27 protein-coding genes are annotated in these 24,986 nt (G+C 70.2%); 13 read left to right on the top strand and 14 right to left on the bottom strand.

The window, feature by feature from the left end; all coding sequences use genetic code 11:
* Window positions 1-355: 355 nt before the first annotated feature.
* The 5 genes from AC4BGC_RS15560 to AC4BGC_RS15540 all read right to left on the bottom strand — a co-directional run bounded on the left by AC4BGC_RS15560 (window position 356) and on the right by AC4BGC_RS15540 (window position 4,897).
* A complete protein-coding gene (locus tag AC4BGC_RS15560) occupies window positions 356-523 on the bottom strand; it encodes a DUF8730 family Cys-rich protein (protein ID WP_490556541.1) in 168 nt (55 codons plus the stop codon).
* A 150-nt stretch (window positions 524-673) separates the two neighbouring features.
* On the bottom strand, window positions 674-1,132 hold the full coding sequence (locus AC4BGC_RS15555) for an arsenate-mycothiol transferase ArsC (RefSeq protein ID WP_490556540.1): 459 nt from the start codon (window positions 1,130-1,132) through the stop codon (window positions 674-676).
* A complete protein-coding gene (arsB, locus tag AC4BGC_RS15550) occupies window positions 1,129-2,247 on the bottom strand; it encodes an ACR3 family arsenite efflux transporter (RefSeq protein WP_490557195.1) in 1,119 nt (372 codons plus the stop codon). The genes AC4BGC_RS15555 and arsB overlap by 4 nt, the downstream gene beginning before the upstream one ends.
* Before the next feature lie 8 nt (window positions 2,248-2,255).
* Window positions 2,256-3,551, bottom strand: a complete 1,296-nt coding sequence (locus AC4BGC_RS15545) for an MFS transporter (RefSeq protein WP_490556539.1) — start codon at window positions 3,549-3,551, stop codon at window positions 2,256-2,258.
* Complete coding sequence (locus tag AC4BGC_RS15540) at window positions 3,548-4,897, bottom strand: NAD(P)-binding protein (RefSeq protein WP_490556538.1); 1,350 nt, start codon at window positions 4,895-4,897, stop codon at window positions 3,548-3,550. Before AC4BGC_RS15540 ends, AC4BGC_RS15545 begins: the two co-directional genes overlap by 4 nt.
* A gap of 98 nt (window positions 4,898-4,995) precedes the next feature.
* Here AC4BGC_RS15540 and AC4BGC_RS15535 point away from each other — a divergent pair, with 98 nt between their 5' ends.
* The 4 genes from AC4BGC_RS15535 (at window position 4,996) to AC4BGC_RS15520 (ending at window position 8,399) form a co-directional block, all read left to right on the top strand.
* Complete coding sequence (locus tag AC4BGC_RS15535) at window positions 4,996-5,838, top strand: helix-turn-helix domain-containing GNAT family N-acetyltransferase (RefSeq protein ID WP_490548444.1); 843 nt, start codon at window positions 4,996-4,998, stop codon at window positions 5,836-5,838.
* A 177-nt stretch (window positions 5,839-6,015) separates the two neighbouring features.
* Window positions 6,016-6,735: a GAF and ANTAR domain-containing protein gene (locus AC4BGC_RS15530; protein WP_490547524.1), complete on the top strand. Its 720-nt coding sequence runs from the start codon at window positions 6,016-6,018 to the stop codon at window positions 6,733-6,735.
* 85 nt (window positions 6,736-6,820) lie between these two features.
* Window positions 6,821-7,552 carry a GAF and ANTAR domain-containing protein gene (locus tag AC4BGC_RS15525; RefSeq protein WP_490556537.1) on the top strand — a complete coding sequence of 244 codons (732 nt, stop codon included), beginning with the start codon at window positions 6,821-6,823 and terminating at the stop codon, window positions 7,550-7,552.
* Window positions 7,553-7,691: 139 nt separating this feature from the next.
* Window positions 7,692-8,399: a GAF and ANTAR domain-containing protein gene (locus tag AC4BGC_RS15520; RefSeq protein WP_490547526.1), complete on the top strand. Its 708-nt coding sequence runs from the start codon at window positions 7,692-7,694 to the stop codon at window positions 8,397-8,399.
* Window positions 8,400-8,419: 20 nt separating this feature from the next.
* Here AC4BGC_RS15520 and AC4BGC_RS15515 read toward each other — a convergent pair whose 3' ends face one another.
* Window positions 8,420-9,331, bottom strand: a complete 912-nt coding sequence (locus AC4BGC_RS15515; protein ID WP_490556536.1) for an SDR family oxidoreductase — start codon at window positions 9,329-9,331, stop codon at window positions 8,420-8,422.
* 338 nt (window positions 9,332-9,669) lie between these two features.
* On the opposite strand from AC4BGC_RS15515, the gene AC4BGC_RS15510 reads away from it, so the two are divergent.
* The 3 genes from AC4BGC_RS15510 to AC4BGC_RS15500 are packed head-to-tail and all read left to right on the top strand — an operon-like array spanning window position 9,670 to window position 12,559.
* Window positions 9,670-11,067, top strand: a complete 1,398-nt coding sequence (locus tag AC4BGC_RS15510) for a rhodanese-like domain-containing protein (protein ID WP_490556535.1) — start codon at window positions 9,670-9,672, stop codon at window positions 11,065-11,067.
* Window positions 11,064-11,900, top strand: coding sequence for a sulfite exporter TauE/SafE family protein (locus AC4BGC_RS15505; RefSeq protein WP_490556534.1), 837 nt, complete (start codon window positions 11,064-11,066; stop codon window positions 11,898-11,900). The genes AC4BGC_RS15510 and AC4BGC_RS15505 overlap by 4 nt, the downstream gene beginning before the upstream one ends.
* 23 nt (window positions 11,901-11,923) lie before the next feature.
* Window positions 11,924-12,559 (top strand): rhodanese-like domain-containing protein, encoded by a 636-nt coding sequence (locus AC4BGC_RS15500; RefSeq protein ID WP_490556533.1) that lies wholly within the window; start codon window positions 11,924-11,926, stop codon window positions 12,557-12,559.
* 28 nt (window positions 12,560-12,587) lie between these two features.
* Here the strand turns inward: AC4BGC_RS15500 and AC4BGC_RS15495 are convergent, their stop codons facing one another.
* From AC4BGC_RS15495 to AC4BGC_RS15485, 3 genes are all read right to left on the bottom strand, one after another.
* Window positions 12,588-13,880, bottom strand: a complete 1,293-nt coding sequence (locus AC4BGC_RS15495; protein ID WP_490556532.1) for a hemolysin family protein — start codon at window positions 13,878-13,880, stop codon at window positions 12,588-12,590.
* Between the two features lie 213 nt (window positions 13,881-14,093).
* Window positions 14,094-14,741: a hypothetical protein gene (locus AC4BGC_RS15490; protein ID WP_490547532.1), complete on the bottom strand. Its 648-nt coding sequence runs from the start codon at window positions 14,739-14,741 to the stop codon at window positions 14,094-14,096.
* Window positions 14,742-14,749: 8 nt separating this feature from the next.
* Window positions 14,750-15,280 (bottom strand): hypothetical protein, encoded by a 531-nt coding sequence (locus tag AC4BGC_RS15485; protein WP_490556531.1) that lies wholly within the window; start codon window positions 15,278-15,280, stop codon window positions 14,750-14,752.
* A 138-nt stretch (window positions 15,281-15,418) separates the two neighbouring features.
* Between AC4BGC_RS15485 and AC4BGC_RS15480 the strand changes: the two genes are divergently transcribed.
* The 6 genes from AC4BGC_RS15480 (at window position 15,419) to AC4BGC_RS15455 (ending at window position 19,885) form a co-directional block, all read left to right on the top strand.
* Entirely contained in the window at window positions 15,419-16,099 is a 681-nt protein-coding gene (locus AC4BGC_RS15480) for a hypothetical protein (RefSeq protein WP_490556530.1), read from the top strand.
* The gene (locus AC4BGC_RS15475; RefSeq protein ID WP_490557194.1) at window positions 16,059-16,970 is read left to right on the top strand and encodes a hypothetical protein; all 912 of its coding nucleotides are present in this window, start codon (window positions 16,059-16,061) and stop codon (window positions 16,968-16,970) included. Before AC4BGC_RS15480 ends, AC4BGC_RS15475 begins: the two co-directional genes overlap by 41 nt.
* 582 nt (window positions 16,971-17,552) lie before the next feature.
* On the top strand, window positions 17,553-17,756 hold the full coding sequence (locus tag AC4BGC_RS15470) for a cold-shock protein (RefSeq protein ID WP_091731833.1): 204 nt from the start codon (window positions 17,553-17,555) through the stop codon (window positions 17,754-17,756).
* Window positions 17,757-17,948: 192 nt separating this feature from the next.
* Window positions 17,949-18,110, top strand: a complete 162-nt coding sequence (locus AC4BGC_RS15465) for a hypothetical protein (protein WP_490547537.1) — start codon at window positions 17,949-17,951, stop codon at window positions 18,108-18,110.
* Window positions 18,111-18,262: 152 nt separating this feature from the next.
* Complete coding sequence (locus AC4BGC_RS15460) at window positions 18,263-18,880, top strand: DUF47 domain-containing protein (RefSeq protein WP_490547538.1); 618 nt, start codon at window positions 18,263-18,265, stop codon at window positions 18,878-18,880.
* A gap of 3 nt (window positions 18,881-18,883) precedes the next feature.
* Window positions 18,884-19,885, top strand: coding sequence for an inorganic phosphate transporter (locus tag AC4BGC_RS15455; RefSeq protein ID WP_490547539.1), 1,002 nt, complete (start codon window positions 18,884-18,886; stop codon window positions 19,883-19,885).
* A 7-nt stretch (window positions 19,886-19,892) separates the two neighbouring features.
* On the opposite strand, the gene AC4BGC_RS15450 is transcribed toward AC4BGC_RS15455, so the two are convergent.
* From AC4BGC_RS15450 to pstS, 5 genes are all read right to left on the bottom strand, one after another.
* Entirely contained in the window at window positions 19,893-20,840 is a 948-nt protein-coding gene (locus tag AC4BGC_RS15450) for a glycoside hydrolase family 16 protein (protein ID WP_490556529.1), read from the bottom strand.
* Between the two features lie 107 nt (window positions 20,841-20,947).
* Window positions 20,948-21,727, bottom strand: a complete 780-nt coding sequence (pstB, locus tag AC4BGC_RS15445) for a phosphate ABC transporter ATP-binding protein PstB (RefSeq protein WP_490547541.1) — start codon at window positions 21,725-21,727, stop codon at window positions 20,948-20,950.
* Between the two features lie 18 nt (window positions 21,728-21,745).
* A complete protein-coding gene (gene pstA, locus AC4BGC_RS15440; protein ID WP_490556528.1) occupies window positions 21,746-22,843 on the bottom strand; it encodes a phosphate ABC transporter permease PstA in 1,098 nt (365 codons plus the stop codon).
* Complete coding sequence (gene pstC, locus AC4BGC_RS15435) at window positions 22,840-23,781, bottom strand: phosphate ABC transporter permease subunit PstC (protein WP_490547543.1); 942 nt, start codon at window positions 23,779-23,781, stop codon at window positions 22,840-22,842. Before pstC ends, pstA begins: the two co-directional genes overlap by 4 nt.
* Window positions 23,782-23,789: 8 nt before the next feature.
* The gene (gene pstS, locus AC4BGC_RS15430; protein WP_490556527.1) at window positions 23,790-24,908 is read right to left on the bottom strand and encodes a phosphate ABC transporter substrate-binding protein PstS; all 1,119 of its coding nucleotides are present in this window, start codon (window positions 24,906-24,908) and stop codon (window positions 23,790-23,792) included.
* Window positions 24,909-24,986 lie beyond the last annotated feature (78 nt).

The raw sequence follows: 24,986 nt of genomic DNA, 5'->3' as shown, positions 1-24,986 counted from the left end.
GACGGCGTCGCCGACTTGTCGGCGAGGTGGCCGAGCCGGTTGAGCACGAACCCGGCGGCGGTCTCGTAGGGCCCGTTGGCGCCTCACCGACTGCCCCAATGTTTGGGCGGAGGAGTGCCAGACCGTTCCAGCGATCGATGGTTGCCGTTCCAACCTCTGCGCCGCACTATCCCAATGTGGGGCGATCAGCAGTGGGCGGCACCGGCAAAACCCCAGGTCAGGATGAAAGTCCCCAGCCCTCAGAGGCCCGGCGTATGGAAAGAACCCTGGGAAGAAGCCTGGGAACAACCCACACCGGGAGGAGCCTAGCGAGGTGGCTCACGTGGTCGTCACGCCGCTCGCGCCGAGGTGCGGCTCAGCGTCGGAGCAGTCGACTCAGCCAACCGCCGCCTGTGCGCTCCGCCTTGGGGTGCCCGGGGCACCACTGGCCGGCGGGAACGCTGGCCTTGACGTAGCCGATGTGCTGGCCGCAGCCGGCCCAGGTGGTCTTGCCGCAGGTGCGGCAGGTGACCGCTCGACACATGGGGTGGCTCCTTGGTGTTGTCGTTGGGATCGTGGTCGCCCGGATGGCGCGGTCGGTCATCGCGTGCTGCTCATCTGGTGAGTCTCCGTTTGGGCGAGTGGATACGGGGAGGGATACCAACCACTCTTGCCCCGTGCGTGGCGACACCGGTCAGGTCACTCGGCTCTCCAGGACCGAGGGGGGCAGCTCGAGGTCGGGGACGAGCTCGAGGAGCAGCGCCCGGACCCGACCGTCGAGGTCGGCGACGATGCCCCGCACGGTGCTCTCGTCCTGGCCGCCGGGGTCGGCGACCGGCCAGTCGACGTACTTCACGCCGGAGACGTAGGGGCACTCCTCGCCGCACCCGAGAGTGATGGCCATGGTGCTCGCCGCGATGGTCTCGCGGGTCAGCAGCTTGGGCAGTTCCGTGGAGGTGTCGAGACCGAGCTTCTCCAGCACCTCGGCGACCTCGGGGTGGATCTGCTCGCCTGGTTGGGTGCCGGCCGACAGTGCGGTCACCCGGCCCTGGGCGTAGTGCTCGGTGAGCACCCGGCTGATCACCGAACGTCCGCCGTTGCGCACACACGCGAACACGACCTGCGGTGTGGTGCTGGCGGTGCCTTGGCTCATCGGGTCCCTCCGGTGTTGCTGGTGGTGGCGCCGGTGGGGGTGGAGCGCTCGCGGTAGAACCTCCGAGCCCACAGGCTGACGTAGACCAGGGCGACCAGGGCCGGGACCTCGATCAGGGGGCCGACGACCCCGGCGAGGGCCTGTCCGGAGGTGACGCCGAAGACGCCGATGGCCACCGCGATGGCGAGCTCGAAGTTGTTGCCGGCAGCGGTGAACGAGACGGCGGTGGCCCGCTGGTAGTCGAACCCGAGCGCCTTGGTGAGCAGCATGGATCCGCCCCACATGAGGGCGAAGTAGGCCAGCAGCGGCAACGCGATCCGGGCAACGTCGAGGGGCTGGTTGGTGATGGTGTCGCCCTGGAGCGCGAAGAGGATCACGATCGTGAACAGCAGGCCGTAGAGGGCGGCCGGCCCGATCCTGGGCAGGAACCTCGACTCGTACCACTCCCGGCCCTTGGCGCGCTCTCCGAAGGTGCGGGTCAGGAATCCGGCCAGGAGTGGGATGCCGAGGAAGACCAGCACGGACTTGGCGATGCCCCAGATCGAGACGTCGAGCTGGGTCTGTTCGAGGCCGAGCCAGCCGGGGAGGACCTGGAGGTAGAAGTAGCCGAGCAGGGCGAAGGCGAGGATCTGGAAGACGGCGTTGATCGCGACCAGGATCGCGGCCGCCTCACGGTCCCCGCAGGCGAGGTCGTTCCAGATCAGGACCATCGCGATGCAGCGGGCCAGGCCGACGATGATCAGGCCGGTGCGGTACTCCGGCAGGTCGGGGAGCAGCAGCCAGGCGAGGGCGAACATCAAGGCGGGACCGAGGACCCAGTTCAAGAAGATCGAGGTGCCGAGCATGCGGCCGTCGCGGGTGACGTGACCGAGCTCGTTGTAGCGGACCTTGGCCAGCACGGGGTACATCATGATCAGCAGGCCGATGGCGATGGGCAGGGACACCGATCCGATCTCGACCGCCGCGAGTGCGTCGTCCAGGCCGGGGACGAGACGACCGAGCAGCAGCCCGACGGCCATCGCCACACCGATCCACAGCGGCAGGTAGCGGTCCAGAGTGGAGAGACGCCGGAGGACGGGGTCCTCGGAGACGTTCGCCTCGTGGTTTCCGTGCATGGCCTGGTTCACAAGGGCCCCTCGTCGAGCGGATCGGGACTCCCGGCGCCGGCATCGACGCGGGAGGGGGGAGGTGATGGCGTGGCCACCGCCATCAGGACTGCGGCGAGCCCGGCGACTGCTGCGAGCACGAGGAACGCGTCGGCGTACGAGCCGAGGACGTGGGCCAGGGCCGCACCCACGAAGGGTGCCGCAGCGGCGGCGACCAGGGCGGGCGCGGACAGGATGCCGTTGAGGGTGCCGTAGGCGGCCGGGCCCCACCGGTCGGTGATGGCGGTGGCCTGGACGAGGGTGTACATCCCGCGGGCGAGCCCCAGCCCCATCCCCACGATGATGAGCAGGCTCGCCGAGGCCGGCGCGAGCGCCAGGGCCGCAGTGCCCGCCGCGACCGAGGCGGCCACGATGACACCTCGCGAGGTGACCGAGGTGGCGGCGGCGAAGCGGGCGTAGCCCAGCCGTCCCAGCACCTGCCCGACACCGCCGAGGCCCAACGCCACCGCGGCCAGGTTCCGGGTCATGCCCTGCTCGACCAGCATCGGCACCAGGTTGATCACCACCGCGAAGACGGCCAGGGCGGTCATCGCGTTCGCCAGCATCAGGGCGAGGTAGGCGCGGCTGCGGATGACCGTGGCCACCGCGTCGCGGCGCCCATCGGGGACTCGGGTGAGGTCCGCGTCGACGTGGTGCGCCCGGCCCCAGGGGTGGTCGAGTCCCCACCAGTGCAGCGGCACCGTGATCAGGGCCAGCGCGGCGAGCAGCACCAGGTAGGCGCCGCGCCAGCCCAGCCAGTCCTCGAGCCCGGAGGCCAGCGGCGCGAACACGGTGCTGGCCAGGCCGGCCACCAGCGTCAGCGTCGTCAGGGCGCGCACGCGGCGCTCCCCGCCCCACCGGGTCAGCGCGGCGAACGCCGGTGGGTACAGGGTGCCGGCCATCGCCACCCCGACGACCGACCAGCCGAGGTAGAACACGAGCAGGTTCGGTGCCGTCGCGACGGCCAGGACTCCCGGTACGGCGAGCAACGAGGCCGCGGTCATCACCCGGCGCGGACCGAACCCGTCGATGTGGCGCCCGACCCAGACGCCGACGCCACCGGAGAGGAGCTGGGCGAGCGAGAACGCGCCCGTGACCGCGACGCTCGACCAGCCCGTGTCCTCGGTGATGGAGGACTGGAGCGCGGCGAAGGTGTAGTAGAGGACGCCCCACGACGTGATCTGGACCGTGCTGAGGACCAGGACCACCTGCCGCAGGCCGGCGCCGTCGAGCGCTCCGGTCTCCGGCGCCGCCGACCGGGGCTCGGGGGTCACTCGCCCGGGCGCCCGAGGGTGACCAGCTGCGGCTGGGAGGCGGCCGGGGCGCCGCAGCAGCCGCCCGCGTCGGCGACGGCGTCCGGCGCGTCGAAGGCGCCGGCGCCGTTGCACACACCGGTCTCGGGGAGCACCAGCTCGACCCGCTCGGCCGACTCCAGGTCGCCCGCCAGCGCCGCCATGACAGACCGCACCTGCTCGTAGCCGGTCATGGCCAGGAAGGACGGCGCCCGGCCGTAGGACTTCATCCCGACCAGGTAGAGATCCCGCTCGGGCTGCGCGAGCTCCTTGAAGCCATGCGGCTGGACGTCACCGCAGGAGTGGTGGTCGGGGTGGATTTGCGCCGCGAGCACGCGCGGGGCGCCCAGTGCCGGGTCGAGGTCGAGTCGCACCTCGGAGAGGAAGTCGAGGTCGGGGCGGAACCCGGTCACGACGATGACCTCGTCGACGTCGTCGACCTGCTGGCCGTCGACCGAGGTGAGCGTGAGGCGTCCGTCGCTGCCCGCGACCGCGGACTCGGTGCGGAACCGGGTCACGCTGGTGACCACACCGCTGGCGGCGGCAGCCCTGGCGTCCTGGCCCAGCTTGCCCCGCTCCGCGAGCTGGTCGTTGTCGCCACCGCCGAAGGCGTCCCCGACCCCGGCCCGGCGCAGCAGCCAGGAGACCCGGGTCGCAGGGTCCTGCTGGGCGAGCCGGGTCAAGCCGATCAGGACGCCCTGGGCCGAGGCGCCCTTCCCGGCGACGGCGACGTGCTTGCCGGCGTACCGCGCAGCCACCGCGGGGTCATCGAGGTCCGGGATGCCGTAGCTGATCCCGGCGGCGTTCTCCTCCTCGCCCAGGGCCGGGTAGCCGTCGGCACCGAGCGGGTTCGGCCGGCTCCAGGTGCCGGAGGCGTCGACGACTGCACTGGCCAGGAGGCGCTCGTGCCCGGTCGGGGTCTGCACGTGGACGGCGAACGGGTCGGCCTCGCGGCCGGAGTCGACGAGCAGGTCGCGACCGGACCGGCCCACTGCGACGACACGCGACTCGTAGTGGATGGCGCCCAGGGGAGAAGCGGCGAGGAGGTCGGCGAGGGGGAGCAGGTAGCGCTCGCGCCACTCGGCGCCGGTGGGGTAGGCGTCGTCGTCCGGTGCCGCCCACCCACTGGCCTCGAGGAGTCGACGGGCCGCGGGGTCGATGAGCTCGCGCCAGGCCGAGAACAGCCGCACGTGACCCCACTCGGCGACGGCGGCACCGGCGGCGTCGCCGGACTCGAGTACGACGAAGGCCAGGTCGCGCTCGGTCGCGTTGGCGGCGGCGGCCAGCCCGATCGGACCGGCTCCGATGATGGCCACGGGGTGCTCCATTGCCAGCTCTCCTCACACACTGAGATCCATCGACAGCTGTCGATGCATCGCTACAGTATCGATCAGAGTCGATGGAGCAAAGGTAGGCTGTCCCCGTGATGTCATCGCCGGCGCGCCCCGCCCCGAGCCTGACGAAGCAGGACGCAGCTACCTACGCGGAGTGGTTCGCGGTGCTAGCTGATCCCACCCGGGTCCGGGTGCTGCACGCCCTCGCCACCTCGCCCGCAGGCGCGATGAGCGTCGGCGACCTTGCCGAGGCCGTGGGGGTGAGCCAGTCCACCTGCTCCCACCATGTCGAGCACCTCCGCAAGGTCGGCTTCGTGGTCGTCGACAAGGTGGGCACCTCGAGCATGGTGTCGGTCAACGCGGCCTGCTGCACCGGTCTGCCGCACGCTGCCGATGTCGTGATGGGGACCTTGGCGTCACCTCCGTGCTGCCCCGAGGACTTGCCCGCCGACGTCAGCACCCGGCCGGTGTCCGACAAAGACATGCAGGCGGTCCTGGCCATCTACGAGGAAGGCCTGGCCACCCGCAACGCGACGTTCGAGACCAAGGTCCCCACCGCCAAGCAGCTCCGCGCCAAGTGGGTCCCAGGCATGGCCTGGGTCGCTGAGCTCGAGGGCGTGGTGGTCGGCTGGACCGCGGTGATGCCCGTCTCGGGACGCGACTGCTACGCCGGAGTCGGCGAGACGTCGGTCTACGTCACAGAGGCTGCGCGGGGTCGCGGTGTCGGGAAGGCGCTGCTGTTCACCCAGGTCAACGAGGCGGACAAGGCCGGGATGTGGACGCTGCAGGCCTCGATCTTCCCCGAGAACCGCGCCAGCCTGGCGCTACACCACTCGGCCGGCTACCGCACCCTCGCCGTGCGCACCCGGATCGCGCAGCTCGACGGGGCCTGGCGCGACGTCGTCCTGCTCGAACGCCGTAGCGAGATCAACTGAGCAGGCACACCGGGTATGGTGCTGGAAATGCACTTGTCGTCCCAGACCCGGCGGCCCTGTTGAGGGAGCGCGCGGTATGTGGAACGACAGAAGTGCTGTAGTGGCGCCCCGCCAGGCTGCGCGGACCACCGTAGGCGTCGGTCCCGGTCTCATGGGGCGATCCGACATGGTCGTGCCATGACCTCAGCACCTGATCAAACGGCGCGGGTGCGGGAGCTGATCGCGCAGGAGTCCGCGGCCGATGGAGACAGTGCTGGGGTCACCGGATGGATGCAGCGTGCCTGTCGTGCGGCAAGTCGCGAACTGTCGGCGATGGGCGTCGGCGTGTGCGTTCTCTCCGGCGGGAGGGAACCGATCAACGCCGCGGCTTCGAGTCCGGCCAGCTTGTTGATCGACGAGCTGCAGTTCGTCATGGGTGAAGGGCCCTGCATCGACGCCTACGCATCGCGTAGCCCGGTCCTCGTGCCCGACCTCCTGGCCAGGGCAACCACCACGTGGCCTGGATATGCGCCGGCGGCGCACCAGCACGGGGTGCGGTCAGTGTTCGCCTTCCCGCTCCAGGTCGGTGCTGCCCGACTGGGCGCTCTGGACGTCTATCGCGACCACACGGGGAGCATGTCCTCGGGAATGCTCACGCGGGCTCTGACCTTCGCCGAGATCGTGATGGAAGGGCTCCTCGACGCCAGAGCAGGGTCTGACCCCGGCGGCTTCGTCGAGGAGCTCGATGACAGCCGCGTCGAGGTTTACCAAGCCCAGGGAATGCTGCTGGTCCAGCTCGGCGTCAGCGCCGAGGAGGCGCTGGCCCGGCTCCGAGCCTTCGCATTCGCCCACGAGCGGCGCCTCATCGACGTTGCCCGCGACGTTCTCGACCGTAGACTCACTCTGGAGTCGGACTAGTGAGCACGAACTTGGCCTGTCCTCGACAAGCCACCACCAGCCCACCCGGTCCGGCACCGCTCCCAGCTGAAGGGGACAACCGCACATGGCAACGATAATGTCTGACCGACTTGCACTAGTGCTCGTCGAAGTCGCCGACACCCTTGTCGATGAATTCGATCTGATCGAGTTCCTGCAGCTGGTGACAACACACACCTCTGACCTGGTCGAAGCGCGAGCCTGTGGGCTCATGCTCGCGGACCACCGCGGACGACTCCAGCTGATGGCAGCCTCCGACGAGCGCACCAAGATGCTCGAGCTGTTCCAGGCCCAGGCCGAAGAAGGGCCGTGCCAGGACTGCTACCGCACGGGCGAGCCTGTGATCAACACCGACCTCGAGGTGGCCCACGACAGGTGGCCCACGTTCGCACCGTGGGCCGTCGCCGCCGGGTACCGGGCAGTCCACGCGTTCCCCATGCGACTACGGGGTCAGGTCATCGGGGCGTTGAACATGTTCGGTGACGACACCGGGTCGATGGAGCCGGCTGATGTCCGCGTGGTCCAGGCGCTGGCGGACATCGCGACCATCGGGCTCCTGCAGGAACGCGCCATTGCCCATGGCGAGCTCCTGACCGAGCAGCTGCAATCCGCCCTGAACAGCCGCATCGTGGTGGAGCAGGCCAAGGGTGCTCTTGCCCAGCTCCACGGTGGGACCACCGACGAGGCATTCACCAGGCTGCGCAACTACTGCCGTACGCACGGCCTGCGGCTGAGCAAAGTGGCCTACACGGTCACAAATGACCCGGGACTCCTGCCAGAGCTCACGCGCCCGCAGTGAGCTGAGCGCCCGGCCAGGTGGCTGCCCCGTGTCCACGTCGAGGCTGGGGCTCCACTTCGGCTCTTTCCTGTGGTTGACTGTGCTGACTGCCCCAGACCCGGTAGCGAATCTGACAGCTACCAGTACCCGGGGTCCAGCCATGAGCGTTTTCCTGCAGGAAGCTCCAGCGAGAGCAACGAGCAACGCGACCGTCGGCGACGCGCGGGAGCCACTGATCCTGACGCTGGACCTGGTGCGGCGCCTCCTGCCCGACTTCGACCAGGTGAGCGTCACGGTCATCCATGGCGCCGGAAGCCTCGCCACCTGCGCGCAGGCTGGGGATGTGGTGGCGGACCTGGATCGTCTCCAGTACGGCCTGAGCGAGGGGCCGTGCATCGACAGCCTTCGGGACGCTTCTCCGGTCGTCGCTCCCCACATCGAAGGTGACGCACGCTGGGACCGCTACGTCTCCTCGGCGACTGGTCTCGGGTTGAGGTCCCAGGTCGCGACACCGCTGCTGTGGCGCGAAGGCAACCTGCTGGGATCCTTGAACCTGTATTCGACGACCCACGCCGAGGTCGCCCACACGTCACCCGCGATCGCGAAGGCGCTCGCCGCGCAGATCGCCGGCATGCTGGCCAGTTCTCGACAGATCGAGCACCTCCACCGCGCACTGGTCACACGCAGGACCATCGGGATCGCGATGGGACTGCTGATGGCGCAGTATCAGCTGACCGAGACGGCCGCCTTCGCCGTGCTCCGACGACGATCCTCCTACTCCAACGTCAAGCTCCGCGACATCGCCGAGCAGATGGTGGCGCAACGCTCCGCGACCGGAGTCGAGCTGCCGCCACCTGCCGACTGCTGAGCAGGCGTCCTGGTGCTCGCTCAGATGGAGACGGGCATCCCGCCGGTCACTGCGATGACTTCGCCGGTGATGTAGCTCGACTCCGCAGAGGCCAGGAAAACGTACGCCGGAGCGACCTCGGCGGGCTGTCCGGCACGGCCCAGGGGGGTGTCGGTGCCGAAGGACTCCACCATGTCCTCGGGCATCGTCGCGGGGATCAGCGGCGTCCAGATCGGGCCTGGTGCGACGGCGTTGACCCGGACGCCCTGCTCGGCGGCGGTCGGCGCGAGCCCGCGGGTGAAGTTCACGATGCCGGCCTTGGTGGTCGCGTAGTCCAGCAGCTGTGGTCCCGGGCTGGAGGCCTGCACCGAGGAGGTGTTGATGATGCCGCCGCCGCGAGGCATGTGCGGGAGGGCCATCTTGGAGAGCCAGAACATCGCGTAGAGGTTCGTCTTCATCACCCGGTCGAACTGCTCGGTGGTGATGTCGGCGATGCCGCCGGGCTGCACCATCTGGAAGGCCGCGTTGTTCACCAGGAGATCGATGCGACCGAACTCGGAGACCGCACGGTCCACGAGCGCTCGGCAGGCCTCTTCGGTGGTGAGGTCGCCGGGGAGCAGCACGGCCTTGCGTCCGGCCTCCTCGACGAGCTCCGCCGTACGCCGGCCGTCCTCGTTCTCCCCCTCGAGGTAGGCCAGGACGACATCGGCACCCTCGCGGGCGAAGGCCAACGCGACGGCGCGACCGATCCCCGAGTCACCGCCGGTGATGACCGCCACCCGGTCGGTGAGCTTGCCGGTGCCTCGATAGCTCGACTCGCCGTGGTCGGGCTCCTCGCCCATCTGCGGGGTGACCGACCCCGGTGACCCGGGCCCGGGGAGCTGCTCGCCCTCGGTGTCCGGCTGGGTGTGCTGCTCGGCCGGGTCGGTGGTCTCAGGTCGCTGGTCGCTCATGTGGTCTCCGAGAGTCGTGGGGACGGACGGCTCGACAGGTACCCGCAGAGGCCGATCGCAATCATCCGGAGGAGTCAGGTGCGGAGCACGAAGACCACCTCGGTGCCGGCGACAGGGCGGTCATGGCGACCACCACGAGCAGGGCCAGCGCCGTGCGCTCCCAGGCCGGCGTCGTCCGTCGCCGAAGTCCCTGGGTACGCCGCGGCGGGAAGCTCGGGTGGCTTCGCGGATACCCCTGGGGGTGTTATGGTCGATCCTGACAGATACCCCCTGGGGTATCTAGGAACGGCTCTCTCGGCGGGCCGCCAGACGCCCTTGAACCTCCCGGAGGAGACCTGATGAACCGCACCACCGACGAGCTGACCATCGTTGCGATCGAGACCCCGACCCTGGGTGACCGCTCCTACCTGGTCCACGACGGCGACGTGGCGTTCGTGATCGACCCGCAGCGCGACATCGACCGCGTCCTGGACCTGCTCACCGAGCACGACGTCCGGCTCACGCACGTCTTCGAGACGCACATCCACAACGACTACGTCACCGGGGGACTGGCCCTCGCGCGGCGTACCGGTGCGACGTACCTGGTCAACGCCGCCGACGAGGTCTCCTTCGAGCGCACCGGCATCGTCGACGAGCAGGTGATCGAGGTGGGCAGCCGGATGCGGGTGATCGCGCTCGCCACCCCGGGCCACACCTTCACCCACCTGTCCTACGCGCTCGAGGACGCCTCCTCCGGCCAGCGGATCGGGGTGTTCACCGGCGGCTCGTTGCTCTTCGGCGCCACCGGCCGTCCCGACCTGCTGGGCAAGCAGCACACCGACGACCTGGTCCGTGCGCAGCACGCCTCGGCCCACCGCCTTGCCGACGTCCTGCCGGACACGGCCGAGGTGTTCCCCACCCACGGCTTCGGCTCCTTCTGCTCGGCCACCCAGTCCGACGCGTCCGCCTCCACCATCGGGCAGGAGCGCACCTCCAACCCGGTGCTGACCCAGGACGAGGAGACCTACGTCCGCGACCTGCTCGCGGGCCTGACCGCCTACCCCGCCTACTACGCCCACATGGGACCGGCCAACGCCGCCGGGCCGGCCGAGCCGGACCTGTCCGCGCCCGACCGGGCCGAGCCCGCAGAGCTGCGCCGCCGCATCGAGGCCGGCGAGTGGGTCGTCGACCTGCGCAACCGCACCGTGTTCGCGGCAGGGCACGTGCCCGGCTCGCTGAACTTCGGCATCGACGGTGGCTTCGCGACCTACCTGGGCTGGCTGATCGAGTGGGGTACGCCGCTGACCCTGCTCGGCGAGAGCGCCGAGCAGGTGGCCCAGGCCCAGCGCGAGCTGGTGCGGATCGGCATCGACCGGCCCGCGGCCGCATCCACCGGCACCCCGGCCGACTGGGTCGCGGGCACCGGAGTCGACCTCGCGTCCTTCGCCACCGCCAGCTTCGCCGACCTCGCCCAGGTCCGGCACCACCGCGAGGTCACCGTGCTGGACGTGCGCCGTGCCGACGAGTACGCCGCCGCCCGCATCGAGGGCGCGGTCAACATCCCGCTCCAGGAGATCCCCAAGCGCCTGGACGAGGTGCCGGAGGGCGAGGTGTGGGTGCACTGCGCCGGTGGCTACCGCGCCTCAGTCGCCGCGTCCTTCCTCTCGGCCGCCGGGCTGCGCCTGGTCGCCATCGACGACGCCTTCGCGAACGCCGAGGAGGTCGGGCTGCACCTGGTGGGCCCCGAGACGGCGTGACCCCGGCCCTGCTCCTGGCCGCCGTCGCCGGACTGCTCATCGGGCTCAGCCTCGGCGCGCTCGGCGGCGGCGGATCGGTGCTGGCCGTTCCGGTGCTCGTCTACCTGCTCGGGCAGACGCCGGGCCAGGCCACCACCGGATCCCTGGTGGTGGTCGGCCTGACCTCGGTCATCGGAGCCGTCACCGCGAAGCGAGCCGGCAACCTGTTGCTGGCTCGCGGGGTCACCTTCGGGGTGGTCGCCATCGGCGGGGCCACGGTCGGCGCGAAGGCGTCGGCCCTGGTTCCGGGACCGGTGCTGATGGCCTCGTTCGCCGTGCTGCTGCTGGTGGTCGCGCTCGTGATGGTGGCGCGTCAGGTCAAGGCACACCGGGCGGCCGCGGGCGGCGGAGTGCCACCGGTCCGGACCCAGCTGGACGACCCGATCATCACGTTCAGCCCCCACTTCGCCTGCGCCTGTCCCAGGGCCCTGAAGGTGCTCGTGACCGCGACCGTCGTGGGCCTGCTCACCGGGTTCCTCGGCGTGGGCGGCGGGTTCCTCGTCGTACCTGCGCTGGTCCTGGCCCTCGCGCTCCCGATCGGGCTGGCCGCCGGCACCTCCCTGGTCGTCATCTCCATCACCTCGGTCGCAGCCCTGCTCGTCCGGGCCGGTGCCGCGGCCCAGCCCGACTGGGCGCTGGTCGGGTTCCTGACGGTCTTCGCCCTGATCGGCGGTCACCTCGGTGCCCGCCTGGCGTGCCGCATCTCCACCGGCAGGCTGCAGACCGCCTTCACGGCGTTGCTGCTGCTGGTCGCCGGCTACACCGGCCTCCAAGCGGTGCCCGCACTGTTCTGAACATCACCCCGAAAGGCATCACCATGACCACCCAGACCCAGACCCAGCCCCAGACCCAGACCCAGCCCCAGACCCAGACTCCGGCCACCCGGGCCGCGATCGACATCGCCGAGCTCCGCGAGCTCCTCGAGGGACCCCAGGCGCCGCGCCTGCTCGACGTCCGCACCCCCGCGGAATTCGAGACCGCCCACATCGCCGGCTCCTACAACGTCCCGCTGGACCTGCTCCGCGAGCACCGGGCCGACCTCGCTCCCCACCTGGGACAGGAGACCGTGCTCGTGTGCCGTTCCGGCGCCCGCGCCACCCAGGCCGAGCAGGCGCTGACCACGACGAGCCGCCAGGGGCTGCGGGTCCTCGCGGGCGGCATCGTCGCGTGGGAGGCAGCCGGCGCCCCGGTCGTGCGTGGACGCGAGAGCTGGGAGCTCGAGCGCCAGGTCCGCCTGGTCGCGGGCTCGATCGTCGCCGCCAGCGTGCTCGGCTCCACCGTCGCGCCGCGGCTGAAGTGGGTCGCCGGTGCCGTCGGGGCCGGCCTGAGCTTCGCCGCGCTCAGCAACACCTGTGCCATGGGGATGGTCCTGTCCCGGATGCCGTGGAACCGTGCCGCCGAGGAGGTGGAGATCGGCGACGTCCTCCTCGCTCTCGCCGGCGACCGCACCTGAGCCGCCCGGACGACCCCTCCACCCGGCGCTAGGCGGTCTCCGTGGGGGCCTCGGCCGCAGGAGGCCGCACCGGACGTACGGCGAGCTTGGTGATCCGGAGCCGGTCGACCTCGGTGACCACCAGCTGGTGGTCACCGACGGTCACCGTGTCCCCGACCTTGGCGAGCCGCCCGAGCGCGTTCAGGACGAAGCCGGCGGCCGTCTCGTAGGGGCCGTCGGCCAGCTCGACCCCGGTGCGTGCGGCGAAGTCCTCGATGCTGAGACCGGCATCGAGGTTCTCGTCGGTCTCGGCGAGGAGGTCCTCCACGTCGTACTCGTCGCGGATGTCGCCCACGAGCTCCTCGACGAGGTCCTCGAGGGTGACGATGCCGTCCGTCCCGCCGTACTCGTCGATGACCAGGGCCAGGTGGGCACCCTCGGAGCGCATCGTCGCCAACGTCGGCAGCACCCGGTTCGTCGCCGGCAGGAACGGGATGGGGCGAGCCAGCTGGCTCAGGGGGGTGTCCCTTGACACGCCCAGCAGGTCGCGCACGTGGATGAACCCCGTGACGTCGTCGATGCCGGCCCGGTAGACGGGGTAGCGCGAGTACGGGCTCTCCTGGATGGTCGACATCACGTCACCGACCGTGTCGGTGAGGGCGAGCGCGGCGATGTCCGCCCGGGGCCGCATCACCTCGGCCAGGGACCGGTCACCGGCGGCGAAGACGTCGCGCAGGATCGTCTTCTCGGCTGCGTCCAGGTTGGGGTTCTGCTCCACGAGGTAGCGCAGCTCCTCGTCGCTGACCTCCTCCGAGGTGGCGTCGGGGTCTCCGCGCAGCAGCCGCACCACCGCATCGGTGGACTTGGAGAGCAGCCAGATGATCGGGCGCATCAGCTGCGCGAACCGGTCCAGCGGCGGCCCGACCAGCAGTGCGAGTCCGGCCGACTTCTGCAGCGCGAGCCGCTTGGGGACCAGCTCGCCGAGCACGAGCGAGAGGTAGGCCACGAGCAGGGTGAGCACGACCACCGAGACGGTCTCGGCCGGCCTGTCCCCGAGCCCGATCCTGGTCAGGAGAGGGGCGAAGTCCGGTGCCAGCGTGGAGGCGCCGTACGCCGCTGAGAAGAACCCGGCGACCGTGACGCCGATCTGCACCGCGGCCAGGAAACGGTTCGGGTCGCGGGCCACGGCCGCCACCCGCGCCCCCCGCTTGGACTGCTTCTCCAGCTGGTCGATCTGGCTCTCACGCAGCGACACCAGGGCGATCTCGGTGCCGGCGAACACGCCGCCGACCAGGACGAAGGCGAGGACGAGCAGCATGTTGAGCAGGGTCTGTTGGTCCACGGCCGAGGACCTTCCGACGAGAGACGGTGTTCCTCAAGCATCGCAGCCGCGACCACGCCCATTGTGGACACCGGTGCCCACGGCTGATTGAAATCTGTCGCCCCGGGCACTGCCCTGCTTAAGGGAGAGGACCTGCGGGTCCTCCACCACAGGTCCCGAGGTTCGAGATCACGGGTTTCGGGACCGCCCCAACCCTGGCGGCCCCGAAGCCGTTCAGCTCTTCGTGCGCTGCCGCTTCTTCGCCTCGGCGAGGTCGCCGAGGCGCTCGGCGTCGGCGCGAGCCTCGGCGGCGGACTGCTTGGTTTCCCGGGCCTCGGTGAGCTCTGCCTCGGCCTTGCGCCGGGCCGCCTGCTGCTTGGCCTCGGCGGCGCTCTCGACCCGCTCCTTGCGCTGCTCGACCGTGGCGGCCTGGTCGGCTGCTCGCTTCTCCGCCGCGGCCTTCTTCCCGGCCGCGGTCTTCGCTGCGCGTGCGGTGGCCTCCCGCTTGCCACGCGCCTCGGCGGCGTCCGCCTCCTCGAGCCCCGACTGGGCTCGCTTCTGGGCGCTCCTGCGCTTCTCCTGCGCCTGCTGGCGGGCCGTGGCTGCCTTCTCCTGCGCCTGTTCGCGGCGAGCTGCCGCCTCCTGCTCGAGCCGCGTCGCCTGCAGCAGCGTCTCGGATCGCTCGAGCCGGTCGGCGCCGCGCTGGGCGATGCCGCGGTTGCCCAGGAGGCTCCCGGCGAGCTTGTCGGCCGAGCCGATGGCCCGGTCCAGCGTGACCCGCGGCGCGGAGGTCTGCGGGAGCCTGGCTCCCAGGGTGTTGTCCACGACCACGAGCGGGAGTCGCGCGAGCTCGTAGGGCAGTGCGATGAGTGTGCTGATCATGGTGGTCCTCACTTCTGGGTCTCGGCGCGCAGCTGCGCGGCCTGCTGGTCGGCGACGGCGGCCTCGCGTTCGAGGCGGAGCCTCTCGGCGTTCGCCTGCCGTTCGGTGGCATCGGCGTCGTCCTCGAGTGCCTCGGCGTCCCGGAGTCGGGTCTCGGCGAGCTGGTCGGCCCGCCTCTCCGCGGCCTCCTGGCCGGCGGCCTCCTGGACCGCGGCCTGACGCTCGGCCGCTGCCTGCTCGCCCTCGCGGCGCTGCTCGACCACGGCTTCCTCGCGCGCGGCCTGGGCACGGGCGGCACTGCGCTGCGCGGCCGTCTCGGCGGTGGTCTCCCGGACCTCCTCGGCGGCCTCCTGGCGCTTCGCGTCAGCGACGGCCTCCTCGGCCACGGCCTCCTTGCGGTTGCGTGCCTCGGCCTGCTGGAGCTGGCCCTCCTCCACGAGGTCGTCCTTGCCGGTCACCGCCCCGGCGACCTCCTTGGCCTTGCCGGCGACGCTGTCGAGGAGCCCTTCCCGGGCTTGTGCTGCCTTGTCATTGCTCATGGTCGGGACCGTGCCCGTTCGGTGGCACCTGACACACATTGGACGGTGTGAGATGTCTGGCATCCCGAATGAGCGATCCGCAGGTGAGCGACGCCGCCCACGGGGAACGGGGGGGAGTCAGGCTCCGGAGGAGGTTCCATGGCACAGCGCCCAGAAGTCGTGACCCGCGCCGTACGCGCCGGCGCAGCAGCAGGAGGTGCGGTGCTCGCCGCGGCGATCCGCTCGGTCTCCGCCCTGCGCCCTGCCGAGAAGCCGCTGCACCCCACCGGCGAGGTGATCACCGGCTCCTTGCGGCGTGAGGGGTCCCCGGCCCGGTCCGGGGTCGCCTGGCTCGACGAGCCCGGCACCGAAGAGGTCCTCGTCCGGATCTCCCGGGCGATCGGGCTTCCGGAGGCACTGCCCGACATCCACGGGCTCGCCCTGAGGAGGCAGGTCGACGGCGGGGTCGCCGACGTGCTGTTCGCCTCCACCGGCACCTCGCGCCTGGGACGGTTCCTGCTCACCTTCGGCCGGCAGCCGGGTTCACGTCCGTTGACGACCCTGTTGCCCTACCGCTCGCCCGTCGGTCCGCTGTGGCTGGCTGCGCGCGCCACCGGCCCCACCGGCTACGAGCTGGCCTGGGCGCGAACCGACGCCGACTGGCAGCGCTTCGCCACCCTGGAGCTCAGCTCCGGCTCGGCGCCGGACCAGGCGGTGTCCTTCGACCCGGTGTGCAACCCGGTCCCCGGCCTCGACCAGTACTCCTGGGTGGTGCGGCTGCGCGAGCCGGCCTACCTCGATGCGCGCAGGTCGCGGCGGGGGAACGGCCGGCCCGGCTGAGCGGACCGCTCAGTCGACCGGATCCTTGCTCCTGCCCCGCTCCTGCGCGTGGCTCCGGTGGTGCTCGACGATCTCGGTGAACTGCCGCACCTTGACCTGGCGGGCCCGGACGACGGTGACCGAGCCCTCGGGCGACTCGAAGGTGGACCGCCAGCTGCGGGACCGCGGCTCCTCGCCGAGCGTCACCTTCGTCCGCGGGTCGCGCAGGTCGAACTCGGCCGTGCTGTCGCGACCGGACACCTCGAGGACGCCGTCGCGGATGGAGACCACCTGCGGGCTCCAGTGCGTGAGCGCCCAGCCCGCGCCGGCTGCGATCAGCGCCAGGCAGGCCACCAGGACGAAGCCGCCCGGGTCCGGTTCCGCCAGCACCGGGAAGAGGGTGAGCACCGCGGCGATCGCGGCTGCCACGAACACGGCGCCGAGCATGTGGTTGGGCAGCTCCGAGGGGGAGTACGACACGTTGGCGTGCACGGCAGCGGGCTCGGACTCTGGTTCTGGTTCCGGTTCGGGCTCGGGCTCCGGGTCTGGTTCGGGCTCGGGCTCGGGTTCGGGCTCGGGTTCTGGTTCGGGCGCCGCCTCGGCGGCCGGCTCGGGTTCTGGCTCGGGTTCGGGCTCGGGCTCCGGTTCGGGCTCGGGCTCCGGTTCTGGTTCCGGCTCTGGTTCGGGCGCCGCCTCGGCGGCCGGCTCGGGCTCGGGTTCTGGTTCCGGTTCGGGCTCGGGTTCTGGCTCGGGTTCGGGCTCGGGCTCGGGCTTCGGTTCGGGCTCGGGTTCTGGTTCTGGCTCGGGCTCCGGTTCCGGCTCGGGTCGGGGCGCCGGTTCCGGCTCCGCCTCCGCCTCGGTGACCGTGTCGCCGGTGCCGGTGTGCTGGTAGACCGTCCCGTCCTCGGCGACCATGGCGCCGTCGGCGAAGTGGTAGAGCCAGCCGTCGAAGCCGGACCCGTCCGCGGCCTCGTGCAGCACCCATCCCTCGTCGGCCTTCTCGGCCGAGTCGGGGGAGTCGGTGGCGGTGCCGGTCGCGCCCGGTTTCAGCTCCGGACCCGGCTCCCGGCGGCGGATTCGGGAGAGCAGACCGCGGCGCGGTTCCTCCTGGTCGGGATCGCTCACGGCTGCTCCTGTCAGATGACGGCTATCGGAACGTACGGCGGCACACCCGGGCGGTCAATGGAGGCTGCCATGCGTCGTGATCGCGGGTTGCAGGGGGTGTTCCTGGTCACCGACGTGGCGCGCCGAGAACCGCTTTCGCCGGGGGGTGGCGCGAAGTTGCCCAAGAGGTTGCTACGCTAGTGGAGCAGGGTGCAAGTTCCAGCGGTACTCAACGCTTGTTGGAGTTTGTGATCCAACGGCGTTTCTTCTCTTTGCTACACGGCTTGCGAGGCGGGACGGCGTATCACCCGCACTCTGCAGAGGCCGCCGAAGTGGCGGTCTCACGCCTCAGTAACAGGAGAAAAAGAGCATGGCACAAGGCACCGTGAAGTGGTTCAACGCCGAGAAGGGCTTCGGCTTCATCGCCCAGGAGAACGGCGGCGACGACGTCTTCGTTCACTACTCGGCCATCCAGTCGCAGGGCTACAAGTCCCTCGACGAGAACCAGAAGGTCGAGTTCGACGTCACGCAGGGCCCCAAGGGTCCGCAGGCCGAGAACGTTCGCGCCGTCTGACGCACGCTTAGACACCGGAGGGAGCTCCGACCCGAGAGGGTCGGGGCTCCTTTCGTAATTCAGTCCCGCGGTTACCGGTAGGTACCAGAAAACGCGGAGGCCCGCCGCGCTGCGCGGTTTTCACCACGCACGCCGGGGTAAGAGCAAGAGATAGCCAAGAAATGGCGCTGATCCGAATGGGAGGACGCTCGGGTGGACCCGTTCAACGTGCGTCTCGAGGACGACGAGCTCCTCAGTGAAGTCGAGCTGACGGCCAACCTGATCGTGGCGGCAAACCAGGCCGACGGGCACCTCTCGCTCAGCGAGATCGATCACATTCTCGGCGTGGTCCCACACCCGCGCACCGCTGACTGAGCCTCGCTGCGGGTCACTTGGGCACTGCCGTGTCATCGAGACGTCGTCGGGTGTAGTTCACTTGTCGTGCTACCGGTGCTCCGAGTTGCGCTGCCGGTGCGAGCACCTCTTAGCATGTGCAACGTTTTGACCACCCGACCAGGAGTTAACCCGTGGCTCTGAGATTCAAGCCAGTGGACAGCGTCTTCTACGAACTGCTCACCGACTCCGCGACGCACCTCGTCGACGGCGCCGCGATCCTCGCGGAGATGCTCGATGACTCCGCCGACCGCCCGGCCATCGCCGACCGCATGCGCGACGCCGAGCACGAGGCCGACGAGACCACGCACGAGATCGCCAAGCGGGTCAACGCGACCTTCGTGACGCCGTTCGACCGTGAGGACATCTACGCCCTCGCCTCGGGTCTCGACGACGTCATGGACTTCATGGAGGAGGCCGTCGACCTGACGGTGCTCTACGAGGTCGGTTCCCTGCCGGCCGAGCTGGCCGAGCAGGTCGACGTACTCCAGCGCTGCGCGGAGCTCACCGCCGAGGCGATGCCGCGGCTGAAGTCGATGAAGAACCTCGAAGAGTTCTGGATCGAGATCAACCGGCTCGAGAACACCGGGGACAAGAGCTACCGCCGGATCCTGGCCAAGCTGTTCAGCGGGCAGTACGACGCCCTGGACGTCTTGAAGCTCAAGGACATCGTCGACGCCCTCGAGCACGCGGTTGACGCCTTCGAGAAGGTCGCGAACATCATCGAGCAGATCCACGCCAAGGAGAACTGACCGGTGGAACTCGCGATCATCATCGCGGTCGTCGCAGTTGCTCTGATCTTCGATTACACCAACGGTTTCCACGACGCCGCGAACGCGATCGCCACCTCGGTCTCCACCCGGGCGCTGACCCCGCGGGTCGCGCTGCTGATGGCCGCGGTGATGAACTTCGTGGGCGCGTTCCTCGGCCAGAAGGTGGCCAGCACGGTCAGCGAGACCATCAGCCCGGGAACGGGCAGCCATGGCCTGGTGATCGTGATGGCCGGCCTGGTCGGCGCGATCACCTGGAACATGATCACGTGGTACTTCGGGCTGCCCTCGTCCTCCTCGCACGCGCTGATCGGTGGTCTCGTCGGGGCCGCCCTGACCGCCAGCGTGGCCGTGAACTGGGCCACCGTGGTGGAGAAGGTCGTCATCCCGATGGTGATCTCGCCGCTGGTGGCATTCACCCTCGGCTTCGGGATGATGCTGCTGATCATGTGGCTGTTCCGCAACCAGGCCCCGGGCAAGGTCGGGCGCGGCTTCCGCCTGGCCCAGTCCCTCTCCGCGGCCGCGATGGCGCTCGGTCACGGCCTGCAGGACGCGCAGAAGACGATGGGTGTGATCTTCCTGGCGCTGCTCGCCGGCGGGTACGTCGCCGAGGGGGACCCGTTGCCGCTGTGGGTGATCATCGCCGCGGCGACCGCGATCTCCCTGGGCACCTACTCCGGCGGCTGGCGGATCATGCGCACCCTGGGGCGCCGGATCATCCACCTCGACCCGCCGCAGGGCTTCGCCGCGGAGTCGGTGGCCGCGTCGGTGCTCTACAGCACGGCGTACGTCTTCGAGGCCCCGATCTCCACGACGCACACCATCACCAGCGCGGTGATGGGCGTGGGCGCAACCAAGCGGCTCTCGGCAGTGCGCTGGGGCGTCGCGCGCTCCATCCTGGTGGGCTGGCTGCTGACCTTCCCGGCCGCCGGCACCATGGCGGCGCTGACCTACCTCGTGCTGAAGTTCGTCTTCCAGCTCCCCTGAGGTCGGCTCAGCCGGCGATCCGCCAGAACCGCATCGAGTCGATCACCAGGTCCGAGCGGCGCCATGAGTCGTCCACCGGTCCGGCGCTGCCGGTCCCGGGGCCGACCTGGAACGTGATCCGTGGATACCACCGGGTGTCCACCTCCCACATGGAGTCCCACTCCTCCCGGGAGACGTGGATGGTCTTGGGGCGCAGCGTCGCCACCAGCTCGTCGTCGACGTAGTAGCGCATCTCGCCGGGGACCTTCTCCACCGCCCACGTGTGCCTGCCCTCGGCCGCGGGGTCGTCGAACTCGTCCATGGTCACGGACTTCGACCGGATGAGGGTCGCGTCGCGGCCGTCGTTCGCCGTCCAGATCGCCGAGATCTGGCTCTCCCGCGGCAGCGGGTCCTTGCCCCAGAGCTCGTGCACGTCGATCTCGCCCTCCCCGGGGCCGTTGGGCCGGAACCACAGCGCGGCCGGCCAGAGTCCGGGCACGAGGGAGGAGACGCGCGCGGTGACCTCGGCGCGGAAGTAGTTCGGCAGCGCGAGATCGAGCAGCTTCATGTCGACGCTGTAGATCGGCGCCGATTCCGACTCGCGCTCCGCGGTGACGGTGAGCGAGGTGCCCTGCGGTCCGGTCCCGAACCTCGCCTGCTCGGGTCGGCAGATGGAGGAGTCACGTCCCTGGTTGCCCAGGTTGTGGGTCCAGCCCTCGTCCCGGCTGAGGTCCAGGTCGCGGATCAGCGCCCACTCGACCTTGGCGGCCCCGCCCGCGTCCGTACGACGATCTCCCGAGCCGTCGCGCGCCAGCAGCGTGGCGACCAGCGCGCACGCCAGGCCGACTCCGAGCAGCACCGCCGGGGGGCGCTGGCTCCTGTGACCAGGAGAGGCGCGGCGCCCTCGCCGCCACAGCGCGAGGCCGCCCAGGAGGCAGGCCCCGGCGCAGATGGCGAGGATCGCGGCGAGAGGCATGGACGCACCCTAGGTGGACGGACCCCGCCACGACCGCGCCGTGCCCGGGGGCCGGCACGGGGTCGGTCCGGTGTCCGGGATCCGGTCGGCGTACGGTCCGGGACGCCTCAGCCGAACCGGCCGGAGATGTAGGCCTCGGTGGCCCGCTCGTCCGGCACGCTGAAGATCTTCTTGGTGCTGTTCATCTCGATCAGCCGGCCGGGCTTGCCGGCCCCCGCGATGTTGAAGAACGCGGTGTCCTCGGAGACCCGGGCCGCCTGCTGCATGTTGTGGGTGACGATCACGATCGTGTAGTCGGCCTTCAGCTGGTGGATCAGGTCCTCGATCGCCGAGGTGGAGATCGGGTCCAGCGCGGAGCAGGGCTCGTCCATCAGCAGGACCTGCGGCTCCACCGCGATGGCCCGGGCGATGCACAGGCGCTGCTGCTGGCCGCCGGAGAGGCCCATCCCCGGCTTGCTGAGCCGGTCCTTGACCTCCTCCCACAGGTTGGCGTGACGCAGCGACCGCTCGACCACGACGTCGGCCTCGGCCTTCTTGATCTTGGCGTTGTTCAGCCGCAGCCCGGCCAGGACGTTGTCGTAGATCGACATCGTGGGGAACGGGTTGGGTCGCTGGAAGACCATGCCGATCATCCGGCGTACCTCCACCGGGTCGACCGCGCTGTCGTAGAGCGACTGCCCGTCCACCACGATCTTGCCCTCGACGCGCGCGCCCGGGATCACCTCGTGCATCCGGTTCAGCGAACGCAGGAAGGTCGACTTCCCGCAGCCCGACGGACCGATCAGTGCGGTCACCGACCGGGCCGGGATCGTGACGGTGACGTCCTCGACGGCGAGGAAGTCGCCGTAGTAGATGTTGAGGTCAGAGACATCGATGCTCTTGGCCATCAGGAACTTTCCTTCTCCTCAGTGCCCGGTCTTGGGGGCGAAGATCTTGCCGACGACGCGTGCCGTCAGGTTGAGCACCATCACGATCACGATCAGGACGAACGCACCGCCCCAGGCCATCTCGACACCGGGCGCGAGACCGCCGTCGGCCGGCGGGATGCCGGGGTTGGCGTTCTGGGTGTAGATCAGCACCGGCAGCGTGGTCATCCGGTCGGAGAACACGTTGAAGTTGGTGCGGGTGGTCAGGCCGGCGATCAGCAGCAGCGGGGCGGTCTCGCCGACCACGCGCGCGATCGCGAGCGTCACGCCGGTGACGATCCCGCCGAGCGCGGTCGGCAGCACGACCTTGACGATCGTGCGCCACTTCGGCACCCCCAGGGCGTACGCCGCCTCGCGCAGGTCCGAGGGCACCAGCCGGAGCATCTCCTCGGTGGAGCGCACGACGATCGGGATCATCAGCAGCGCCAGCGCGATCGAGCCACCGAGTCCCGCGCGCGCGGACGGCCCGAAGATCAGGATCCACAGCGAGAACGCGAACAGCCCGGCCACGATCGAGGGAATGCCGGTCATCACGTCGACCAGGAAGGTGATCGCCCGCGCGAGCCGGTTGCCCTTGCCGTACTCGACCAGGTAGATCGCGGCGAAGATGCCGACCGGCACCGAGATCAGCGCTGCGAACAGCGTGATCAGCAGGGTGCCGACCAGAGCGTGGTAGATCCCGACCGGCTGGGACAGGTCGGTGCGGAACATCGAGTAGGTCAGGAACGTGCTGGTGACCTGGGGGGCTCCGCGCGCGATCACGGTCCAGATCAGGGACAGCAGCGGGACCAGCGCGATCGCGAACGCGAACCACACCAGCGAGGTCATCAGCCGGTCGACCGCAGAGCGCTTGTTCTCGATCACGAGCGCCCACGCGGGCAGCGAGACCACGTGCACCAGCGCCGCCACGACGACGATGCCGGCGAGGCCCCAGCCCAGGCTCAGCCCGAGCAGGAGCGACAGCGCGATGCTGATCGTGGCCACCAGCGCCGGGGCCCACCGGGGGAGCCGGGGCTTGCGCAGCGTGACCGGGGAGAGCTCGGCCGCGGTGGTCTGGGTCCGGGTCGTGGTGCTCAACGGTTCAGCCTCCGCTCGGAGCGGCCCACGAGCCAGCGTGCCGCGGCGTTGACCAGGAAGGTCACCAGGAACAGCACCAGGCCGGTCGCGACCAGGATGCTGACCTTCGCCGGGGTGCCCTCCTTGTAGTTGGAGGCGATGTTGGAGGCGATGCTCGCCGGGTTCGTGGAGGAGATCAGGTTGAGGCTGATCCCGCCGCCCACGGAGAGCACCATCGCCACGGCCATCGTCTCGCCGAGCGCACGACCCAGGCCGAGCATGGTCGCGGAGACCATCCCGGAGCGGGCGTAGGGGAAGACGGTGAGCCGGATCATCTCCCACCGGGTCGCGCCCAGGGCCAGCGCGGCCTCCTGGTGCAGCCGGGGGGTCTGGGCGAAGATCTCGCGGGAGATCGCGGTGATGATCGGCAGGATCATGATCGCCAGCACGATCCCGGCGGTCAGGATCGTGCGCCCGGTCGTCGAGGGCGGTCCGGCGAACAGCGGGATCCAGCCGAGGTTGTCGTAGAGCCAGGTGTAGATCGGGGTCACCTCGGAGGCCAGCACGCTGATCCCCCAGAGCCCGAAGACCACGCTGGGCACGGCGGCCAGCAGGTCGATCAGGTACGCCGCCGGCGTCGCGATCGACCTCGGGGCGTAGTGGCTGATCACCAGGGCGATGCCGAAGGAGAGCGGGGCCGCGATCGCCACCGCGATCACGGCCGCGAGCACGGTCCCGAACAGCAGCGGTCCGACGTAGCCCAGGAAGCTCTCGGCCCGGGGGCCGTAGAACCTGGCGGGCTGGGTGAGCCCGGGGACGCCCTCGATGAACAGGAAGAGGAACACCCCCGCCAGCGCGACCAGGATGGCGATCCCGGCCGCGCGGGCGAGGTTGGAGAAGACGCGGTCGCCGACTCGGCGTACGGCGCGTGGCTCCGGCGGTGCTTCGGTGCCGATCACGGTCGAGGTCAGCCCTTGGCGGTGATCTGCTCGAGGATGCCCTTGGCCTTGTCGGCGACCGAGGCGTCCAGGGGAGCGGAGCCGGCGTTCTTCGCGGCGGCCTCCTGGCCCTCAGTGGAGACGGTGTACTCGAGGTAGGACTTGACCAGCTCCGCCTCGTTCGCGTCGTCGTAGGTCTGGCAGGCGATCAGGTAGGACAGCAGCACGACCGGGTAGGCGCCGGACTCGGTGGTGGTCCGGTCGAGGTCGACGGCCATGTCCACGTCGGCGCGGCCCTCGGCGGCGGGGGAGACCGCCACCACCTTGGCAGCACCCTCGGCCGACGGCGCGACGTACTCGTCACCGACCTTGACCTTGACCTGGCCGAGCTTCCCGGCCTGGCTCTCGTCGGCGTACCCGATGGTGCCCTGGCCGTTGCTGACCGCGGAGATCACCCCGGAGGTGCCCTCCGCCGCCTCGCCCTTGACCGGGAAGGCGTCCTCGGCCTCGTGCTTCCAGGCGCCCTCGCCTGCCTTGGCGAGGTAGTCGGTGAAGTTCTTCGTGGTGCCCGAGTCGTCGGAACGGTGCACCGGCGTGATCGCGGTGGCCGGCAGCTTCGCGTCGGGGTTCTCCGCGACGATCGCGGGGTCGTTCCACTTGGTGATCTTGTTCTCGAAGATCTGCGCGATCGTCTTCGCCGAGAGCTGGAGGGAGTCCACGCCCTCGAGGTTGTAGACGACCGCGATGGGCGAGACGTACGCCGGGACCTCGATCGGGTCCTCGCCGCCGCACCGCTCCTTGGCGGCGGCCAGCTCGCCCTCGTCGTCGCTGAGGTAGGAGTCGCTGCCGGCGAAGCTCACGCCCTTGGCGATGAACTGCGTGCGGCCGTCGCCGGACCCGACGGGGTCATAGGTGACGGTGACGCCGCTGTGGGCGCCCTGGAACCCGGCGGCCCAGGCCTCCTGGGCCTTCTCCTGGGAGGAGGCGCCGGCGCCGGCGAGCTGGCCGGAGAGAGTGGAGTCGGAGTCGGAGCCCGAGCCGGCCGCGGGGCTGGTCTCGTTCGCGGCTCCGCAGGCAGACAGGGTGATTCCGAGAGCGAGGGCCGCGATGCCGGGAGCGGCGATGCGGCGAAGGGAAGTGCGGTTCACTTCGTTCTCCTGGGAGTCATGTGGTTGATGACTCTGAACCTAGGAAGTGCAAGTGACCGGGTTCGGGTGCCTCGGTGA

The sequence above is a fragment of the Nocardioides sp. Z38_18 genome (assembly GCF_058215695.1).
This window is presented reverse-complemented; position numbering and strand designations above follow the sequence as displayed.

Coding starts and splice junctions, on each gene's coding strand:
- AC4BGC_RS15480 (WP_490556530.1), top strand. CDS start 15,419: ATGGCACAGCGCCCAGAAGTCGTGACCCGCGCCGTACGCGCCGGCGCA.
- AC4BGC_RS15530 (WP_490547524.1), top strand. CDS start 6,016: ATGACCTCAGCACCTGATCAAACGGCGCGGGTGCGGGAGCTGATCGCG.
- AC4BGC_RS15560 (WP_490556541.1), bottom strand. CDS start 523: ATGTGTCGAGCGGTCACCTGCCGCACCTGCGGCAAGACCACCTGGGCC.
- pstB (WP_490547541.1), bottom strand. CDS start 21,727: ATGGCCAAGAGCATCGATGTCTCTGACCTCAACATCTACTACGGCGAC.
- AC4BGC_RS15500 (WP_490556533.1), top strand. CDS start 11,924: ATGACCACCCAGACCCAGACCCAGCCCCAGACCCAGACCCAGCCCCAG.
- AC4BGC_RS15555 (WP_490556540.1), bottom strand. CDS start 1,132: ATGAGCCAAGGCACCGCCAGCACCACACCGCAGGTCGTGTTCGCGTGT.
- arsB (WP_490557195.1), bottom strand. CDS start 2,247: ATGCACGGAAACCACGAGGCGAACGTCTCCGAGGACCCCGTCCTCCGG.
- AC4BGC_RS15525 (WP_490556537.1), top strand. CDS start 6,821: ATGGCAACGATAATGTCTGACCGACTTGCACTAGTGCTCGTCGAAGTC.
- AC4BGC_RS15535 (WP_490548444.1), top strand. CDS start 4,996: ATGTCATCGCCGGCGCGCCCCGCCCCGAGCCTGACGAAGCAGGACGCA.
- AC4BGC_RS15520 (WP_490547526.1), top strand. CDS start 7,692: ATGAGCGTTTTCCTGCAGGAAGCTCCAGCGAGAGCAACGAGCAACGCG.
- AC4BGC_RS15515 (WP_490556536.1), bottom strand. CDS start 9,331: ATGAGCGACCAGCGACCTGAGACCACCGACCCGGCCGAGCAGCACACC.
- AC4BGC_RS15450 (WP_490556529.1), bottom strand. CDS start 20,840: ATGCCTCTCGCCGCGATCCTCGCCATCTGCGCCGGGGCCTGCCTCCTG.
- AC4BGC_RS15540 (WP_490556538.1), bottom strand. CDS start 4,897: ATGGAGCACCCCGTGGCCATCATCGGAGCCGGTCCGATCGGGCTGGCC.
- AC4BGC_RS15510 (WP_490556535.1), top strand. CDS start 9,670: ATGAACCGCACCACCGACGAGCTGACCATCGTTGCGATCGAGACCCCG.
- AC4BGC_RS15470 (WP_091731833.1), top strand. CDS start 17,553: ATGGCACAAGGCACCGTGAAGTGGTTCAACGCCGAGAAGGGCTTCGGC.
- AC4BGC_RS15490 (WP_490547532.1), bottom strand. CDS start 14,741: ATGATCAGCACACTCATCGCACTGCCCTACGAGCTCGCGCGACTCCCG.
- AC4BGC_RS15475 (WP_490557194.1), top strand. CDS start 16,059: ATGCGCGCAGGTCGCGGCGGGGGAACGGCCGGCCCGGCTGAGCGGACC.
- AC4BGC_RS15485 (WP_490556531.1), bottom strand. CDS start 15,280: ATGAGCAATGACAAGGCAGCACAAGCCCGGGAAGGGCTCCTCGACAGC.